Source organism: Xylanibacter ruminicola (assembly GCF_900107775.1).
GTDB classification, from domain to species: domain Bacteria; phylum Bacteroidota; class Bacteroidia; order Bacteroidales; family Bacteroidaceae; genus Prevotella; species Prevotella ruminicola_C.
The window spans coordinates 596700-615271 of sequence record NZ_FNRF01000001.1 but is presented as its reverse complement, the minus strand read 5'-3'; the positions used below and the strand labels follow the sequence as shown (position 1 = coordinate 615271).

The window sequence follows — 18572 nt, the reverse complement described above, 5'->3', positions numbered from 1 at the left end:
TATCTAGACAAAAAGGTGTACCATTCGTCACAAAATGTTGCAATTCGTCCCATAATTGGGGTGGATTGCAACTTTTTTATGCTTATGTAGCATCAAACAGGCAAAACATTTAAATTTGAAAAGAAATGAAAAAGTTAAGTTTGAAAATGGTAGCTTTAATAGCTGCAATGATGATGTGTTTAACAGCCGAGGCTAAGACCGAGGATGTAGGTGGACGAGTAATTGACATGCAAGGTGAACCCTTGCCGTTTGTAAGTGTGGCACTGCTCACAGCCGACTCTACTTATATACAAGGTGCAACGAGCGATGTGGATGGTTACTTCCAGATTATGACTACCGACGCCTGCTGCATTCTGCGATTCTCGTACATCGGATATCGTACCAAGTATGTGAACGTTGAAGGTTCGGAAATAGGAACCATCCAGATGGAGCAAGATCAGACAATGCTGAATGAGATAGTGGTGAAGGGACAGATGCCTAAAACCAAGCTGACAGGCAACTCGATGATAACCACCATTCAGGGTACCGTCTTAGGTCAGTCGGGTACAGCCAAGGAAATGCTGGCCAAGGTGCCTGGCATGACGCTGAAGGGCGAAGACCTGGAGGTGCTGGGCAAGGGCACACCAGTCTTTTATATTAATGGTAGAAAGATGCGAGATAAGGACGAACTGAAACGACTGCGCTCGGAGGAGATACAGAGCGTAGAGGTGATTACCAATCCTGGTGCAGAGTACGATGCCACCATTTCGGCAGTGGTACGTATCAAGACTGTTCGTCGTGAGGGGTCTGGTTTCGGCTTCGACCTGATGGCTGCCAACAATCAGGACTTAGCATTTGGCTTCAGCGATCCCAGTAGTACGCTGAACCTACGTTATCGCCGCAACAATCTGGACCTGTTTGGTATGGTGAACTACTGGTCGTGGGATAGTCCTAACGACCTGCATATTACGCAATCCACATTCCTCCGGGCCGATGAAGGCATCAGGAATATTCTTCAGGACAGCCACATGCGTAACGACTGGCATGGAGAGGGTCTGAACTACAACCTGGGCTTTAACTGGCAGATTAACGACAAGCACTCGCTGGGTGCCAGAGTGGAACGCCACGACCAGTTTAAAACGTATAATGACATGTGGGTGGATACTGAAAACAGCCTCACTGGCCGCGACCTTTCGCATCAGGGTGGTCATACACACTACCCCTATAGCTGGCAGGGCAATGCCTATTATAATGGTCAGGTGAACAAACTGAACATTGATCTGAACGTGGATTTCCTGACGGATAAGGAGAATGACGACAACCAGATAGATGTGTATTTGCCTGAAACCCAGACCATGCAACAGAACTCGCATATATCATCGCGACTTTGGGCTACCAAACTGGTGTTGAGCTATCCTGTGTGGAAGGGACAGTTGCAGGCTGGAACGGAGATGAGTTTCGTGAAGCGACAGAGCTGTACGTCGATTACTAACTATCCTCTCCCCTCTACTGATGCGGATGTTAAGGAGAACAACGTGGCTGCTTTTGTAGCTTACAATGCCAATCTGGATAAATTTGGTATCGTAAGTGCCGGACTGCGTTACGAGCATGTGGGTTTCGACTATACGGACAACCTGGATGCCGAGAACAATATGACGCGCTATCAGGATGAGTTCTTCCCCAATATCACATGGTCAAAGCAGTTTGGAGCCATCCAGACCTCGCTGAGCTACACTATGAAAACCGTGCGTCCGAAGTACAGCTCACTGAACGACCATATTTACTATCTGAACTCTTATACCCTGTCGCAGGGCGACTCGAAACTCAAGAATGCCACTATGCAGGAGGTGAGCATCAATGCCCGTTGGAAGTGGATTAACTTGTTTGCTGCCTACGAACGTCGTGATAACACTATTACACAGGTGCCAATGGCCTATAACAACGAGGGTATCATGCTGATGAAGCAGGCTAACTTGTCCGATCCCGTTCGTAATCTGGCCATCTTCCTTTCGGCCAATCCCACTTGGGGTGTATATAGCCCAAGCTGGACCATTGGCGGGCAGAAGTTTTGGAACACGATGACCTACGACGATCCTCGTAGCGCCACAGGCAAGACGGATGTGACCTTTACTAAGCCCATCTTCTTCTTCGACATCTACAACACCTTCCGCTTTAAGCACAGCTGGCAGTTGGAGGCCAATGCCAACATCCAGACAAAGGGTGATGTACTGAACTTCCGTATTCTCTCACCTTCGTATAATGTCAGTTTTGTGGTACAGAAGTGCTGGTTGAAGAATGATGCCCTGTGCCTGCGTGCTAGCATCAGCGATGTGTTCCAGCGTAGCGTACAGGATATGGCTCATGATTGTGGCTTCTTCTATGCTCTGCAGAAAACACGAAGCCGTAGCCACCGTCTGGACATCTCTATCCGTTACACCTTCAACGCCCAGAAGAGCAAGTATAAGGGAACAGGTGCAGGTAAAGCAGAGCAGCAGCGTATGAGCAACAGCAACTGATATGGATTAATAAAATGAGCGAAACTCTATAAAGGTGTCTTAAAAATGGCAAAAAGGGATGGATATTAAAATGTTTTTACTATCTTTGCAGGCAGATTTCATTAACTCAACACAATTTATGAAGAAAACAATTTTATCGATTGCAATGATTTGTGCTGCAACCATAATGCAAGCACAGAAACCAGCCATCCCCCGTGATGCGGCGCTGGAGGCGAAGATTGAGAAGACTCTGGCAAAGATGACACTCGACGAGAAGATCGGTCAGATGCTGGAATTGAACCTCGACATTATTGGCAAGATGACTGTAGAGAATGCCAAGGTGGATCGTGAAAAAGTTCGCAGTGTTTTGCAGCAGTACGGTCGTTCGGAGGCTGAAGTGAAGGAGATGCTGAAGATGACTGACCAGCAGATTATCGACAAGTTGGGTGGATTCCCAGTAGATATCTATCAGGGTGATACCAAGCGTGTTTGGAAACTGAACGAGCAGATGCTCGATACACTTATTTCTAAGTGGAAGGTGGGATCTATCCTGAATGCACCAGGCACGAAGGCTCCAACAGTAGCCCAGTGGCAGCAGTGGATTCAGCTGATTCAGAAAAAGTCGATGAAGTATCTGGGTATTCCTGATATCTATGGTCTGGATCACAACCACGGCGTAACCTATACTCAGGGTGGAACACTCTTCCCACAGCCCATCAACTTAGGTGCATCGTTCAATACCGAACTGGCTCGCAGAGGTGCTGAGATTACAGCTTACGAGAGTCGTGCAGCCAACTGTCCTTGGGTGTATAACCCAGTGGTTGACCTGAGTCGCGACCCACGTTGGCCTCGTGTATATGAGAGCTTTGGCGAAGATGCTATCGTAAACTCAAAGATGGTTACAGCTGAGATTAAGGGTTATCAGGGTGATGATAATAACCACATCGACCAGTATCACGTAGGTACCAGCACCAAGCACTACTTTGCTTATGGTGCTCCTTGGACTGGTAAGGACCGTACCCCCGCTTACCTCTCGCCACAGATGATTCGTGAGAAGTATTTTGAGCCTTTCAAGGCTGCTGCTTTGGCAGGTACACTTACCATGATGGTTAACTCGGCTTCAGTCAACGGCGTGCCTGTTCATGCCAGCTACGAGTATCTGACTAAGTGGTTGAAGGAAGACCTGCAGTGGGATGGATTCCTGGTTACCGACTGGGCTGATATCAACAATCTGTTCTCTCGCGAGCATGTAGCTAAAGATAAGAAAGATGCCATCCGTATTGCTATCAATGCAGGTATCGATATGTCGATGGACCCCTATAGCGTTGAGTTCTGCATCCTGCTGAAGGAGCTGGTACAGGAGGGTAAGGTGAAGATGAGTCGTATCGACGATGCCGTTCGCCGTATCCTGCGTGCCAAGTACCGTCTGGGTCTCTTTGAGAAGCCAAACACAGGTGGTAAGGGCTTTGAGAAGTTTGGTAGTGCTGAGTTTGCAGCCGCTTCGTTGAAGGCTGCTGAGGAGAGCGAGGTTCTGCTGAAGAACGAGGGTAATATCCTGCCTTTGGCTAAGGGTAAGAAGATTCTGTTGACTGGTCCTAACGCCAACCAGATGCGTTGTCTGCATGGAGGTTGGAGCTACACCTGGCAGGGTTCGAAGGCAGAGGAACTTTCAGAGAAGTACAACACCATCTATGAGGCTCTGTGTAATAAGTATGGTAAGGAGAACATCATTCTGGAGCAGGGTGTAACCTATAATGAGAATGGTGCTTACTATGATGAGAACGAACCTGAGATTGACAAGGCCGTTGCCGCTGCCGACAAGGCAGATGTAATTATCGCTTGTATCGGTGAGAACTCATATACTGAGACACCTGGTAACCTGAACGACCTGTGGCTGTCGGCAAACCAGCGCAACCTGGTTAAGGCACTCGCCAAGACTGGCAAGCCCATCGTCATGGTGCTGAACGAGGGTCGTCCTCGTCTGATTGCTGATATCGAGCCATTGGCTAAGGCTGTGGTTGATATCCTGATTCCTGGTAACTACGGTGGCGATGCACTGGCCAACCTGCTGGCTGGCGATGCCAACTTCTCGGCTAAGATGCCTTACACCTATCCTCGTGAGATTAACTCGCTGAACACCTATGATTATAAGGTATCAGAAGAGGTGGGCACCATGGCTGGCGCTTACAACTACGACGCAAAGGTAAGTCTGCAGTGGCCCTTCGGCTATGGCATCAGTTACACCACCTACGAGTACAGCAACCTGAAGGTTGACAAGAAGCAGTTTACTGCTGCTGATGTGCTGACAGTAAGCGTAGATGTTAAGAACACAGGTGCCAAGGCCGGTAAGGAGGCTGTACTGCTTTACAGCAGCGATCTGGTTGCATCTATCGTACCTGATAACAAGCGTCTGCGCGACTTTACTAAGATTGAGCTGCAGCCAGGCGAGGTAAAGACTGTTACCTTCCAGTTGCCTGCCAAGAGCTTAGCCTTTGTAGGTGCCGATGGTAAGTGGACCCTTGAGGAGGGCGACTTTATCCTGAAGGTTGGCAACCAGACTGTAGGTACTGCTTGCACACAGACAAAGATCTGGGACGAGCCTAATATTTAATCTCGTCCTGAGTGATATAGTTCCGATGAAGGGGCAGGGAGTTCGGCGTTATCGTAAACTTCCTGCCTTTTTCCATGTTCAGTGTTACTTTCTGGAATCTGGGGGCGGCTAACATATAACGATCGGTAGCCGGACAAACAGGATAGAATCCGATAGAACCAAACACATACCAAGCCGACATCTGACCAGCATCGTCGTTACCCGACAAGCCGCCTGGGGTATCGTTATACTCTGTGTCGAGGATATGGGCTACATGCTCGATGGTTTTTTCGCGTTTGCCGATAAAATCGTAAAGCCAAGGTATCTGATGACAAGGCTCGTTGCCGTGCCAGTAGCGACCTTGTGAAAAGAGTGAGTCGAGCTTGGCCTCGAACTTCTCCTTGCCACCAAGTACATCGATGAGGCCTTCTACATTCTGTGGCACATACCAAGTGTAGTGGCAGGTTGCACCCTCGGTAATGTACGACTTGCGATGGATAAAGTCGGTGTTGTTTTCAAACTTTCCGTTCTTATGGCGACCGTCGCAATAGCCTGTCTTGGGATTGATGACGTTGCGCCAGTTTTCTGAGCGACGCATCAGTTCCTTGTAGTCCTGCTCTTTGCCCAAGGCCTTGGCTAACTGGGCTACAGCAAAGTCGTCGAACGCATATTCAAGGGTTCGTGAGGTCTGCTCATCCTGGTGGAAAGCCTCTTTCACACCATCCTCCAAGGGGATATAGCCATATTTCAGGTACGAGGTAAGTGCTCTGCGCCCCATGCCGTTCTTGTAGTCGTCGAAGTTGGCAGGTATTTCAAACGCATTCTTACGCATGGCCTCGTAGGCTTTTTCGTAGTCGAAGTTCCTGATACCTTTGATATAGGCATCGGCCAGCACAGTGCTGCAATGGTCGCCAATCATAGCGGCGGTATAAGAGTTCCAGCAGGGGAAGATGGGTAGCCAACCGCCTTCGGTGTACATGGTTACCAGCGATTGCATCATGTCTGCCGCCTTATCGGGGGCTATCAATGTGTAGAGTGGGTGCAGGGCACGATAGGTGTCCCACATCGAGAAGTCGCCGTAATAGGTTCGATGCCCTGAAGGGCACACGATGCTACCATCAGCGAACTTGGGATAAGCGCCATCCACATCGCTCATCTCGCGTGGGAGGAACGAGCAGCGATAGAGGGCACCATAAAACTGATTGATGCGTGCTGTGTTGCTATCCTCTACATCGATGGTATGCAAGCGGTCAATCCATTGTTGGGCTGTTTGCGCCATCATGGTTTCAAAGTCGTAACCTTCTACTTCTGTAGCGAAGTTTTTCTCAGCTCCCTGTTGGTTGGTAAACGAGGTGGCGGCCTTCAGGATGATGGGCTGATGGGCTTTGCCCTCGAAGGTAAACCAAGCGCATAGGCTATCTATGCCACAATCCTTTATCTCATTATAGGCCTTTAGCAGATAGTGCCCGTCGAAACCAGCCTGCTCGCCCCAACCTTGATAAATGCGATGCACAGGGTTGCGGCCATAGATGGTCTTAGTCTGCTGGTCAATCTGCAGATAGCCCACCTTCTCGTCGCTATTATGATTCAGTACGATGTGTACTGGTCCGTCCTGCTCAGGGGTGATACGGAAGATGGCTGCATGGCTGCTACCTGTCATCTCTATCTTCAGATGTTCCTTGGGCAGACGTACGGCATAGTAATGGGGATGCGATATCTCTTGTTGATGCGAGAATGGGGTGGCGCGTTGTTCGGGCTTTAAACGAAGTTGACCACTGAGAGCGGCCAAAGTAAACGATCCATAGTCCTGTGTGCAACCACCTACTATCCAATGACTGTTACGAATGCCTTGAAACAGCGAGTCAGTATAATAATAAGGTGCAATGCACTTCTGCTCAGTATCGCGGGTCTGTGGTGTCCAGAAGTTCTGTCCGTTGGGTACGAGTACTGCTGGCAGCGTTTGTCCGTGCTCCTCTGACCCTTTGCCAAACAAGCCTGCCGTTTTGGTGTTGGCGGGTGCTGTGCCTACCATGGTGTTTAAGGCACATAGCTGGCGAAGATGTTCAAAGTGGTGTAGGCGGTCGGCTACCTGTTGCTTCAGCACTTGCCAGCTCATAAAGCCTATTGAGTGCTCGTTATGCAGCAATTGCACCAGCACGTCGCCCTGTGCATTCTTGTAGAATATCATCTGCAGGTTAGCCGCCATGGGCAGAATCTCGTCCATGTAGTTATAATGCTCACCTCTGAGCTTAATGCCCATCAACGAAAGCAAACGGAACAGGTTTGAGTCGTGTCCGAATCGCAAGTCGGCACCCACGCCGCCACGGGCGATGGCAGCATCAGCATCGGCCTCGATACGTTGCCAAAGTGAGATGGCGCTGCGGGCAGGTATGCCATTGTTTTCGATCACGTCGCCATGCACAATCGTCATGCTCTTGTTGTTCTTCTCGTAAACAGCCAGAAACTCTTCGGCTGTAAAGATATCGTAGAGTGATACGTTCAGCTCAACATCCTGCATATCCGATGCGATGGTGTGTATCTCCATCAGCAGTTTGGCTGGTTCTTTTATTTTCGAGGCATCTATGAACAGGGCTTTGATAAATCTGTCGGGCGAGATGGTGAGTGGCACGTTGGTGCTGTTCTCTAACGCTTTTTCCTCAGGCGAGGTATAGGCTATCCATGCCATATCTTCTTCGCGGGTGATAGGTGTAAGGTGTTGGGTGTTGGATAATAGTTTTATTTCATCCACAAAATTCTCCATGCTCACCTTGCATCTGTTTACGGTACTGCTATGTGCTGTTAAGTGGGCATCCTTAGTAAACAGCTGGGGGAAGTTCTGGTACATCCTGCGGGCTATGCCACGATGCTGTCGGGCACCTAAGGCTGTAAGCTGTCCGCCGTTGCCTTTGGCGTTCTTCCATATTTTCTCCAGTCGCTTGCGCACATCCTTACCTAACTTTGTCAGGTTCTTGGTGTCGGCAAAATGCTCGTTCACCCAGGTGTATCGTGCATCGTTGGTAAGCCAGCGTGAGCCATGCCTGCCATAATGCGAAATGTAGAAAGGCTCGTAACCAGCAGGGGCTGCTTGTAACTGAGGCTTATCTGTACCCGTTTCGATGGGATAGGCATAATACACACCTCCCCATTTCTCATATTGCGCAAAAACGGGGTTAGCTATCATACATGCCAACCCAATCAACATCATTGTATATAGTACTTTCTTCATATCTTAATTATATCAGTATCTTAGTAGTTCAAAAATAAAACGTGCACCTTGTTTATAATCGGTGTCAACCCACAGGTTGCCGCCCAATCGCTGGGCAACAGAGCGTGCTACAGTAAGTCCGATGCCAGTACCATCGGCAAACTCGTTCAGTTGTACAAACTCTTCGAAGATGTGTTCGGTCTGATTAGCAGGAATGCCGATACCTGTATCTTCAACGATAAAACGAACCGTACCATCAATCACCTTGGTATGCAGAGTGATGGTGCCCTTGGGGGTAAACTTCACGGCATTCTCCATCAGATGTCCAAGTATACGCGAGGCATGCGTCTTGTGGGTTTGCACAGAAAGTGCATTGGTGTCGGCATCTATCTGTATCTTGAACGTCACAGCTGCCTCTTTGTTCGTGGGGCGTGTGTGTAGTTCTATGCCAGAATGACTAATGGCCTGAGCCACAATAGTTTGTATATCGGTATGGTCCTCGCGTTCAATCTTTGCATCGCTGTGAATGTTGCTTATCATCAGCATGCGGTCTATCAGCTTGGTGATACGGTCGGTATTCTCGGTTACCCGCTCCTGAATATCTTTCTTTTCCGTCTTAGGCAGATCCATTTCGGGCGAGGTGAGTACCTGAGTAAAGCCCGATACGATGTTAAGCGGCGTACGTATTTCGTGAGAGATATTACGGATAAACTCGCTTTTCATCTTTGATGATACTTCGGCTTTCTCGTTGGCTATGCGCAGTTTGTCGTTTATGCGCTTTAGTCTGATAGCTGTTCGCCAGCCAAACAGCATCAGTATCAGGAGTGCTATCACCACAGTAGCCGAGGCCAGCACGGTATAGAAGAACTTGGCGTGCTGCTGCTCTTCCTTGAGCTCATCTACTTGGAAGATGGTGTTCAACTCGTCGAGGTGTTGACGTGCTTCGTGACTGAACACCGAGTCTTTCTCCTGATACAGGCGCTGATAAATCTGTGCCGCATCGTTCCCTCGTCCTAACTGCATCAGGGCCTGGGCTCTTATCTCGTCGTTATGATCGTCCTTTTCGTTGGTAATAAACTTTACGCTGTCGGTATAAAGGAGTGCGTTGGCTGCATCGCCTGCTGCCATATGGTAGCGGGCTTGCATCTTATAATAGTGGTGCAGACTGAGCGAGGTGTTAATCAGGTGGGCATGATGATTAGCGGTATCGAGCGCCATTTTGGCATCATGAAGTTTGTTCAGTCCGATAAAGGCGGCAGCACGTGCCAGATAGCAGGCGTTATAGCATTCGCGAACATGTGGTTTCTTAACCTTGCCAACCTTGGTAATCAGAAAACTCATCCACTCGTTGGTTTCCTGCAGTTCCTGCTGGTATTGCTTGTTATAATCGTAGGCCTTGGCAATGCGGTAGTAGATATTGCTGATAGAGTTAAAGTCGTCTTCGTCCTTCATCAGCTCGGCATAGTGCTTCAGTGCCTCAACGGCAGGCTCAGTCTGTTTCATGTTCAGATAAATCACACCTATCTGTTTATAGGCCATCGCACGTCCTAACTTGTTGTCGCGCTCCTGGGCATCGCTCAGCATGCGCTGTGTTTCCTGCAATGCTGTCTGCAGTTTGCCTTGTGCACTCAGGGCGTTGGCTTTTAGTTGCCAGGTACGATAGTAGTTGTCCCACTCGTCATGCGAGCCGAACCACTCCATTTGCACACTGGCCTCTTGGGCCAGCTGTTGGGTTTGCGATGAGTTCTTAAGCGCCACAATCTTCTGCCATCGCGCTTCACTCTCTTGTTTTATATCCGCAGCGCCGCCACGAACTGCATAGAGTGCAAGGCCCCATGTTAGCAGAGCGATAACTATTAATAGTCGTTTTGTCATTCCATACGCCAATTGATACCTAAAGGATTATTACGCATTTCGAGCACGAGAGGCAGATTGTGTTTCAGTGAGATACACATTTCTGTAAGATCGATATCAGCACGTACTTTTATTGTATCGTTTGTTGAGGCTGTTTTTCGCCAGGTAATACCATCGTAGATAAAGTAGCCTTTTTCCTGTAATGTTTTTAAGGCCTTTTGCGAGATAAAGGCAAACGTGCCCTTGGCTTCGTAGATGGCACCATCGGCAGATGGCATCTCCCAGCAGAAACCGTTACCATTCTCTACCACAGCGCGAGGTATTCTGTAAGTAGCCTCTTTGCAGGTAAATATTAAGGTGTCGCCCTTCCAGGTATAGGCCAAAGGCCAGGTGCGGTGCTGCTGGTTAAGTGTAAAGCTGATGTTGCCGCAGGGAGTGAGGGTGGCTTTTAAGTTGTTTCCAACTTGGAAACTGGTTGTTTCTGTCTTGGAAACACTTTGTTTCTTACTTGGAGACACTTTGTTTCCCCCTTCTGCACGCTTCTTCGATACATAGAACACCAGCTCGCCACCTTGCATCAGGTCGGCATGTTCCAATCGGGCATCGTTAAGCAGCTGGCCATTCAGGGTTACCTTCTCAAAGTGGGTGCCCTTGCCTTTCAGTACGCCGTGCAGCGTTTTGCCGTTGGATAGCTGCAGGGTCCACTCTGGAATCAGTGGGGCATGTAGCAGATAGTAGCTCTGTCCGGCATTGGGGTACAGACCCATCATGTGGAAGGCTAACCACGACGACATGGCACCGCTATCATCATTACCAGGCAGACCATCGGGCTTATCGTTATAGTTGGCATTGATAATCTGGCGGACACGATCCGAAGTCAGGTCGGGTCTGCCAATCCAGTGATACAGACAGGGGGTAAGGAACGAAGGTTCGTTGCCCACATTGTAACGCTTGCGATCAAAGAACATATCCAATCGTTTGCGGAAGGTGTCGGCGCCACCACAAGCCTCTATCAGTCCTGGCACATCGTGAGGGATACTGAGCGAATACTCGGCAGAGAGGGCCTCGTAGAAGAATGTGCTCCACCAAGGCAGATACCAAGGTGCCACTTTGGTGATAGGGGTATAAGGTATGAGCGGATGATAAACCTTCGACTTGCCCCAGGGCACCGAATCGAGCCATTGTCCGTTGGCATCCTTGGGCATGATATAACCTTTCACATCGTCCCACTCATAGTCGGCACGCCACAGGTTTTTCCAGTTCTGCGACTGCTTCAGATAACGGTCGTAAACATCCATCCTGCCTAAGCCTTTAGCCACCAGCGCAATGCAATAATCGTTGTAGGCATACTCGATGGTGCGCGTGCCAGCACGGTCGATGCCATAAGGCAGATAACCATATTTCAGGTACTCATGCAGTCCGCCACGACCGTGTTTCTCGTGGTCGGCACCTGGATCCACCTCGGCATCCTTCAGCATGGCCTGTAGGGCATAGTTGTAGTCAATGCCCTCCACGCCTTTGACAAAAGCATCGGCAATCATCACCTCGGCGTTTGAACCGCCTTGGGTGCGTCCGTTGCAATCGCCGCTGCGGGCATCGGGCATATAACCTTCGCGTTTATAGATGTTTAGCAGCGAGTTGACGATATCTGCCTCGCGTTTGGGATCAATCAGGGTGATGAGTGGCGAGCTGGAACGGTAGGTATCCCAGATGGCATAGTAGTCGTCGTAGTAAGGCTTCTCTGTCCATTTGGGATTCTCGCCTGATTTATCCACAGGCATAATCATCGTGTGATAGAGGGCTGTATAGAACATGCGCTTATCAACCTCTGAGCCTTTGATTTGGATGTGACTGAGCAACTGTTCCCAGCTATTGCGCAGGGTACTTAACTGGGTATCAAAGTCTGCATCAGGTATGTTACGCTTAGCTTGTTGCTCGCTTACGTACGAAATACCTATCTTTATATTTAATAAGGTATCGGCAAAAGCGATGGTGTTTTCGCTCGCCTGCTTAAATGCCTTATCTGTTACCAAGCAGAAGTACACCGTATAGGCATCGCCATTGTTCCAACCACCACGAACCCTTGTGTAGCCGCGTACCTCGTGATTGTTCACCACCTCTACCTCGCCACCAATAAACTGCTGTTGCTCGCGCTGGTCGGGAATAGGGTTCTTACCTAGGTAATGTGTGGCATCAATCAGCAACGAACCATTTGTAGGGTAGTGTATGCGATAAAAGGCGCAACGCTCCGAGGTGGTAATCTCTGTACGGATATCATTCTCGAATGTAGTAGCATAGTAACCCAGCGCAAACTCCTCGCTTTTGCGCTTCTGGGGGGTAACGCCTGGTTGTATCAGTATGTTACCATATTTCTGACCGCCGCCTGTGCCGCTCACATGGGTTTGCGAAAAGCCTGTTACCACTTCGGGCATCTTGGCCCAACCGGCATTGGGCTTAACGGTGCAGTCGGGACCGGGTTTGCACATACCAAAAGGCATCGACGGACCTGGGAATGTTCTTCCCACACCCTCACTACCAATACGCGGATCAACATATTGCCAAACGTCAGCCAAGCTCGTCATTGAGCAGAGTAGCAAACAAACGGTTAAAATCTTCGTTTTTAGTTTCATGCTGCAAATATATGAAAAAAACTCCAAAAGATAGCGAATGGTAGGATGATATTTGCGATATCTAACATTTTTGAAGGGAAAAACGGTAAAATCGGGTAGGGTTATTGTATTATATTACAAAATAACCGCAAAATAACCCCTTGATAAATCCCATAAAGCTATTTTTGCACCCGATTTCGAAAACCGACTTCTAAAAATCGTAACGAGTGTATAACAAAAATATAACTGAACAACAATATGAATAAGAAAATGATAAAACAAGTTCTGACTAAGTCCTGTCTTGCTATTGCGCTTACCGCAACAATCAGTTGTGGTACTGGTAATAAAGTATATAATAAGGATAATGATGTAAATGCCCGAAATCTCACTCGAGCTATCATTCTCTTTGATGCAGCTATGCAACATTATATAAGTGGTGATATGAAGATGGCCGACATGTATAATCCATCAACAGACAAGGCTTCTGGTGTTGCTGATGTGTGGCCTTATACAGCTGCTATCGAAGCGTGTAACAGTATTCTTGAAGGATATGCTGCTTTAGCTCAGGTAGGCAAAACTCCAAAACAAGGTTCGGCTACAGCTTATAAGGCCCAACTTGAAAAGCTTTATGAGGGATTGGAATACTATGCTGGCACTTTCAGACTGACTTCATATACCCGCAATAATCAGGAGTGGACCGTTTATGGTGTTCACCGTGCTGATGTGAAAGGTACTGCCAATGTTGATGGCGACCAGAATGTATACGATGATCAGCAATGGATCATTCGCGAACTACTCCGTTCATGGAGAGTTACGGGCGAGAGAAAATATCTGGATAAAGCCGAGTATCTCACAGCATACGTTCTTGATGGATGGGACTGGAGCCTGGATGACAAAGAGAATGCCTGGGGAAACGAAGTGGGTGGTATTACATGGGGCCCGTCTTATTGTAGCAAGCATGCATGTAGCAATGCTCCTTTCATTTCCCCACTCGTATGGTTGGCAGCATATTATCAGGATAAGAACGACAAGATTACCTATCGTATTATCAAGAAAGATGGCAAACGCCAGGACATCACCGCTAAAAAGGCAGATTATTATCTGATGATGGCTCGAAAGATATACGAATGGCAGCAGTATAACCTCCGTGATGCTGATGGTGTATATCTTGATATGGTAGGAGCAAACAATACTATCCGCTATGAGATTATTGATGGTGTAAAGTATCGCCGCTCAAATCCTGGTACGGGGGCTGTCGGCACTAAATATACCTATAATAGTGGTACGATGGTAAGTGGTGGAGTAGATATCTATGCGCTCACCCACGATCAGCGTTTTCTCGACGATACTCGTAAATTGTATTCTGATACATTCTCGTATTTCCCCAAAAAGAACTCAAAGGGGAACTGGGATTATGCATATACTGATTTTAGCCGTTGGTTTGATGATGTGCTTCTGCGTGGTTGGATATCAGCTGGTAGTATTGGCATCGATACAAAGGAGGGAGTAGCGACATTCCAGACAAACCTCGACTATGCGTGGGATAACTTCCTGCTGCGGAGTACTCTGCCTCGTGGACTTACAGACGGATGGGATACCAACCATACAAAAAACGATGTACGTGCAATTATTGCCTTTGCCTATGCATCAGAATATGGCATGTTGGTAAGCGTAAAAAACAAGAATGAAAAATAAAAAAAAAGTATAATGATCAAACTAAAAATTAAAAAATGAAAAAGTTAACATTACTAATCGATTTCCTGGTTTGTGGCATCTCTGTCATGGCACAGAACAAAGCATTCTTTCAGCCTTATCAGGAAACAAATTTACGACTACCTTCTGTCCCTTTGGTAGTTAACGACCCATATTTCTCAATATGGTCGCCTTATGACAAACTGAATGAGGGCACAACTCGTCATTGGACTAACGATGAGAAGCCCCTGCAGGGCTGGCTCCGTGTGGATGGTGTGACCTATTGTTTCATGGGAGCAGATCGTGACGTGTTAGATGCAGTCGCCCCCATGGCAGACGAAAGCGCTTGGAAAGCACGCTACACCCGTCAGAAACCACAGGACGGTTGGCAGAAGCCTGCCTTTAACGATGCCAAATGGCAGGAAGGAGCGGCAGCTTTTGGTTCACCCGATCAAGCTTTTGTACGTACGGAGTGGCGCGATGTGCAAAGTGACTTGTATGTGCGTCGTACTATCGATTTGTCTTCTGCAGATTTACAGGAAGATCTGATGCTCATCTATTCGCACGATGACGTTTTCGAACTCTATATAAATGGCACCAAGGTGGCTGATACTGGTGAAACCTGGCGTGAAGGTGTCCGATTGCCTTTAGATAACAAACTCAAGAAGTTACTGAAGCCAGGAAAGAACATCATTGCTACCCATTGCCATAATACTACGGGTGGCGCCTATACCGACTTCGGCCTGTATAAGGTCTTAAAACCTGCTGGTGGTCCTGTGCTGCAGGCTGAGCAGAAGTCTGTATCTGTGCTGGCCACAAACACCTATTATACTTTTAACTGCGGTCCCGTCGAGTTGGATGTGGTGTTTACGGCCCCTATGTTGATGGATGATTACGACCTGCTGTCGGCTCCTGTCAACTATATCAGCTATCAGGTACGTTCAATTGATGGTCAGCAGCACGACGCACAGTTGTTGTTGACGGCATCGCCTTTGCTGGCAGTGAACAAAGCTGTTCAGCCCACTATCACTACGTCCGAAGAACATCGTGGCGTGAAATATCTAAAGACAGGTACCATAGAACAACCCATTCTGGCTAAAACTGGTGATGGTATCTGCATCGACTGGGGATATCTATACATGCCAGCTATCAATGGTGAGGTGGCAATCTGTAAGGTGAATCAACTGAGACAGCAGTTTACCAGTAATGGACAGATTCCAGAAGGTGATCAGCGTGTAGTAGCACAGAAGCCTTCAGAATCTCCCGTACTAGCTTACCGTCATGATTTTGGACGTGTAAGTCAGGGTGCATCCTATGCACTTATTGGTTACGATGAGATTGAAGACATAGAATATTTCTACAAACGTTACAAAGGCTATTGGGCACATGAGGGCTCTGTCAGCATCTTCGACATGTTCCAGCGCATGAATCGTGAGTACAGCAACATCATGAATCGCTGTCGTCAGCTGGACAAGCAGATTTATGATGACGGTGTCAAGGTTGGAAACCAGCACTACGCAGAGGTGTTGTCGGCTAGTTATCGTCATGTTATTGCTGCCCACAAACTGTTTCGCGATGACGAAGGAAACCTGCTGTTCTTCTCAAAGGAAAATAATTCGAACGGTTGTGTAAATACAGTAGATCTGACTTATCCCGAGGCTCCTCTGTTCCTGGCCTACAACCCTGAATTGCAGAAAGCACAGATGACATCTATCTTTGAATATAGTTATACAGGCCGATGGACAAAGCCTTTTGCTGCTCACGATCTGGGACAGTATCCACGAGCCAATCATCAGGTGTATGGTGGCGACATGCCGTTGGAGGAAGCCGGCAATATGATTACGCTGGCTGCTACCATCTGTCAGTTAGATGGCAACACAAACTATGTGGATAAATATTGGGATATTATTACCACTTGGGTTAACTATCTGTCTGAGAATGGGCAGGATCCTGCCAACCAACTTTGTACCGACGACTTTGCCGGCCACTGGGCACATAATGCCAATCTGAGTGTTAAGGCTATTATGGGTGTGGCAGGTTATGCTTTAATGGCTCAGCAGAAAGGTCTGACCGATGTTTATGAGAAATATATGAATCGTGCACGCGAGATGGCTATTCTGTGGGAGAAGACTGCCCGTGAGGGAGACCATTACCGCCTGGCTTTCGATCGTGAAAACACATGGAGCCAGAAATACAATATGGTATGGGACAAATTGTGGAATCTGAATATCTTCCCCAACGGAGCTATGGATCGTGAGGTGAAATATTATCTGACTAAGCAGAACAAGTATGGACTACCTCTCGATTGTCGCCGCGATTATACCAAAAGCGACTGGATTATGTGGACTGCTGGTATGGCTAAAGATCAGAAGACCTTCAACCAGTTCGTAGAACCTCTCTATAAATATATGAACGAGACTGAGAGCCGCGTACCTACCAGCGACTGGTATGATACAAAGACAGGATTAATGGCTGGTTTTAAGGCACGAAGCGTTCTCGGCGGTTACTGGATGCGCGTACTGGTTAACAAACTGACTGCCACTCCAGAAACAGGTAGTAAAGCAAAAAGAAGATAAATCTAAAACAATAAATTTATGAATACAACAAATCTTATTTTCAAGAAGGTAAATCTTTATGGTTTTCTTCTGGCATTTCTGTCACTCTGCTTCGCCGCATGTAGTGAGAAGGATTTGGAAGAGGGACCTGTTGCCTATGATCCTTCAAAGCCTATATCCATCTCTCATTTCTTTCCCACTGAAGGAGGAGCTATGGAGGATTTGATTATTTATGGTGAGAATTTCGGTACAGACAAGAACGCCGTCAATGTGACCGTTGGCAACAAGAAGGCTGTTGTTGTCAGTGTTGCTGGTGACAAAATTTACTGTTTTGTTCCGTCCAGCGCTTTCACTGGAGAAATCGTAGTCACAGTGAAGGATTCCAATGGTACGGAGCATAGCACTACAGCTGCTACGAAGTTCAATTATCTGCGCAAAAAGGTGGTGAGCACGCTTTGCGGTAAGACTGTTGATACAGGCGACCAGGGAACACGATATGGTTCTTTTGCCGAGTGTACAGGCTTTACAAATCTCGGCTCCATGGTGTATGATCCCCTGCAGCCAAATTTGCTCTACATTGCTTATGATGAATCAGACCGTGGTATTGAGGTTCTGGATTTTGCTACCAAACAGTATTACCAGTTGATGTCGTATAATGGTTTTGGTACGCGCCGTTTGCGTGCCATCGACTTCAGCAAGGACGGACAATATATGCTAGTGGCTGTTGACCGCGACGATCGTGACTTCATTACCCCCAGTGTGTTTCTGTTGAAGCGTAATGCCAATGGCTCCTTTGCCAATTCCACTCCACAGGAACTGGTATTCTTCAAACAATGTAATACGGTGGCTGTTCATCCTAATGGCGAAATCTACTTCAATAGCTACAATCAGGGACAGGTGTTCCGCTTTGAGCTGGAAAACTATCTTGCCGCCAAGGGCTATATACCAGGCTCAGGAAATTCAACCCCGAAATGGGATGGCAAACTCATATCGTCATCCGCTAGTGATAAGTCAACAGGCTTTGAGGAGGTGTTCCAGATTAAGGACTCAGGCAACGAGTTCCGTATCTGTATTCACCCTTCAGGAAAGTACGCCTATTTGGTTGTGGTTAACAAGCATTATATTCTGCGTACAGACTACGACGAGAATACCCATCGTTTCATGGTACCCTATACGGTGGCTGGTGCTGAATCAACTTCTGGATGGGTAGATGCTGTTAGTACGGCAGCTCGCGTCAAGCGTCCCTATAATGGCGTTTTCGTTAAGAACCCTGACTACGTTAAACAAGGACGTGATGACGTTTATGACTTCTATTTTACTGACTGTGAGAACTTCTGTGTGCGTTATCTGACACCCGACGGCGTTGTACGTACCTATGCTGGACGCGGCAAGTCAACCAATGGTAACATTTGGGGTACAGAAGATGGCGATCTGCGAGAGACGGCCCGTTTCCGTGATGTCTCAGGTATTGCCTATGATGAGGCCGAGGATGCCTTCTATGTACTGGATCAGTATAATGCAAGAATACGTAGAATCGGCATGGAGACTGATGACAACAATGATAATGATAACGAGTCAACAATAAAATAAAAC

General features: G+C 47.7%; 8 protein-coding genes. 5 read left to right on the top strand and 3 right to left on the bottom strand.

What is annotated here, in order from left to right; all coding sequences use genetic code 11:
• Positions 1–125: 125 nt before the first annotated feature.
• Both BLU97_RS02240 and BLU97_RS02235 read left to right on the top strand, forming a co-directional pair.
• Positions 126–2495 (top strand): outer membrane beta-barrel family protein, encoded by a 2370-nt coding sequence (locus BLU97_RS02240; protein ID WP_081352818.1) that lies wholly within the window; start codon positions 126–128, stop codon positions 2493–2495.
• Positions 2496–2661: 166 nt separating this feature from the next.
• Complete coding sequence (locus BLU97_RS02235) at positions 2662–5085, top strand: glycoside hydrolase family 3 N-terminal domain-containing protein (protein ID WP_254771641.1); 2424 nt, start codon at positions 2662–2664, stop codon at positions 5083–5085.
• Here BLU97_RS02235 and BLU97_RS02230 read toward each other — a convergent pair.
• The 3 genes from BLU97_RS02230 to BLU97_RS02220 are packed head-to-tail and all read right to left on the bottom strand — an operon-like array spanning position 5075 to position 12753.
• Positions 5075–8290 (bottom strand): GH92 family glycosyl hydrolase, encoded by a 3216-nt coding sequence (locus BLU97_RS02230; protein ID WP_074760051.1) that lies wholly within the window; start codon positions 8288–8290, stop codon positions 5075–5077. The two genes, BLU97_RS02235 and BLU97_RS02230, sit on opposite strands and share 11 nt — an antisense overlap.
• Before the next feature lie 12 nt (positions 8291–8302).
• On the bottom strand, positions 8303–10144 hold the full coding sequence (locus BLU97_RS02225) for a sensor histidine kinase (protein ID WP_074760050.1): 1842 nt from the start codon (positions 10142–10144) through the stop codon (positions 8303–8305).
• Complete coding sequence (locus BLU97_RS02220) at positions 10141–12753, bottom strand: GH92 family glycosyl hydrolase (protein WP_074760049.1); 2613 nt, start codon at positions 12751–12753, stop codon at positions 10141–10143. Before BLU97_RS02220 ends, BLU97_RS02225 begins: the two co-directional genes overlap by 4 nt.
• Positions 12754–12990: 237 nt before the next feature.
• On the opposite strand from BLU97_RS02220, the gene BLU97_RS02215 reads away from it, so the two are divergent.
• Genes BLU97_RS02215 through BLU97_RS02205 form a run of 3 tightly spaced genes read left to right on the top strand, consistent with a single transcriptional unit; the run spans position 12991 to position 18569 of the window.
• Entirely contained in the window at positions 12991–14427 is a 1437-nt protein-coding gene (locus BLU97_RS02215) for a glycoside hydrolase family 76 protein (protein ID WP_074760048.1), read from the top strand.
• A 35-nt stretch (positions 14428–14462) separates the two neighbouring features.
• Entirely contained in the window at positions 14463–17000 is a 2538-nt protein-coding gene (locus BLU97_RS02210) for a glutaminase family protein (RefSeq protein ID WP_074760047.1), read from the top strand.
• 18 nt (positions 17001–17018) lie between these two features.
• Positions 17019–18569, top strand: a complete 1551-nt coding sequence (locus BLU97_RS02205; RefSeq protein WP_074760046.1) for an IPT/TIG domain-containing protein — start codon at positions 17019–17021, stop codon at positions 18567–18569.
• Positions 18570–18572: the final 3 nt, after the last annotated feature.

Excerpts from the sequence above, each read along its gene's own strand:
- BLU97_RS02240 (WP_081352818.1), top strand. The coding sequence starts at position 126 with ATGAAAAAGTTAAGTTTGAAAATGGTAGCTTTAATAGCTGCAATGATG.
- BLU97_RS02235 (WP_254771641.1), top strand. The coding sequence starts at position 2,662 with ATGCAAGCACAGAAACCAGCCATCCCCCGTGATGCGGCGCTGGAGGCG.
- BLU97_RS02230 (WP_074760051.1), bottom strand. The coding sequence starts at position 8,290 with ATGAAGAAAGTACTATATACAATGATGTTGATTGGGTTGGCATGTATG.
- BLU97_RS02225 (WP_074760050.1), bottom strand. The coding sequence starts at position 10,144 with ATGACAAAACGACTATTAATAGTTATCGCTCTGCTAACATGGGGCCTT.
- BLU97_RS02220 (WP_074760049.1), bottom strand. The coding sequence starts at position 12,753 with ATGAAACTAAAAACGAAGATTTTAACCGTTTGTTTGCTACTCTGCTCA.
- BLU97_RS02215 (WP_074760048.1), top strand. The coding sequence starts at position 12,991 with ATGAATAAGAAAATGATAAAACAAGTTCTGACTAAGTCCTGTCTTGCT.
- BLU97_RS02210 (WP_074760047.1), top strand. The coding sequence starts at position 14,463 with ATGAAAAAGTTAACATTACTAATCGATTTCCTGGTTTGTGGCATCTCT.
- BLU97_RS02205 (WP_074760046.1), top strand. The coding sequence starts at position 17,019 with ATGAATACAACAAATCTTATTTTCAAGAAGGTAAATCTTTATGGTTTT.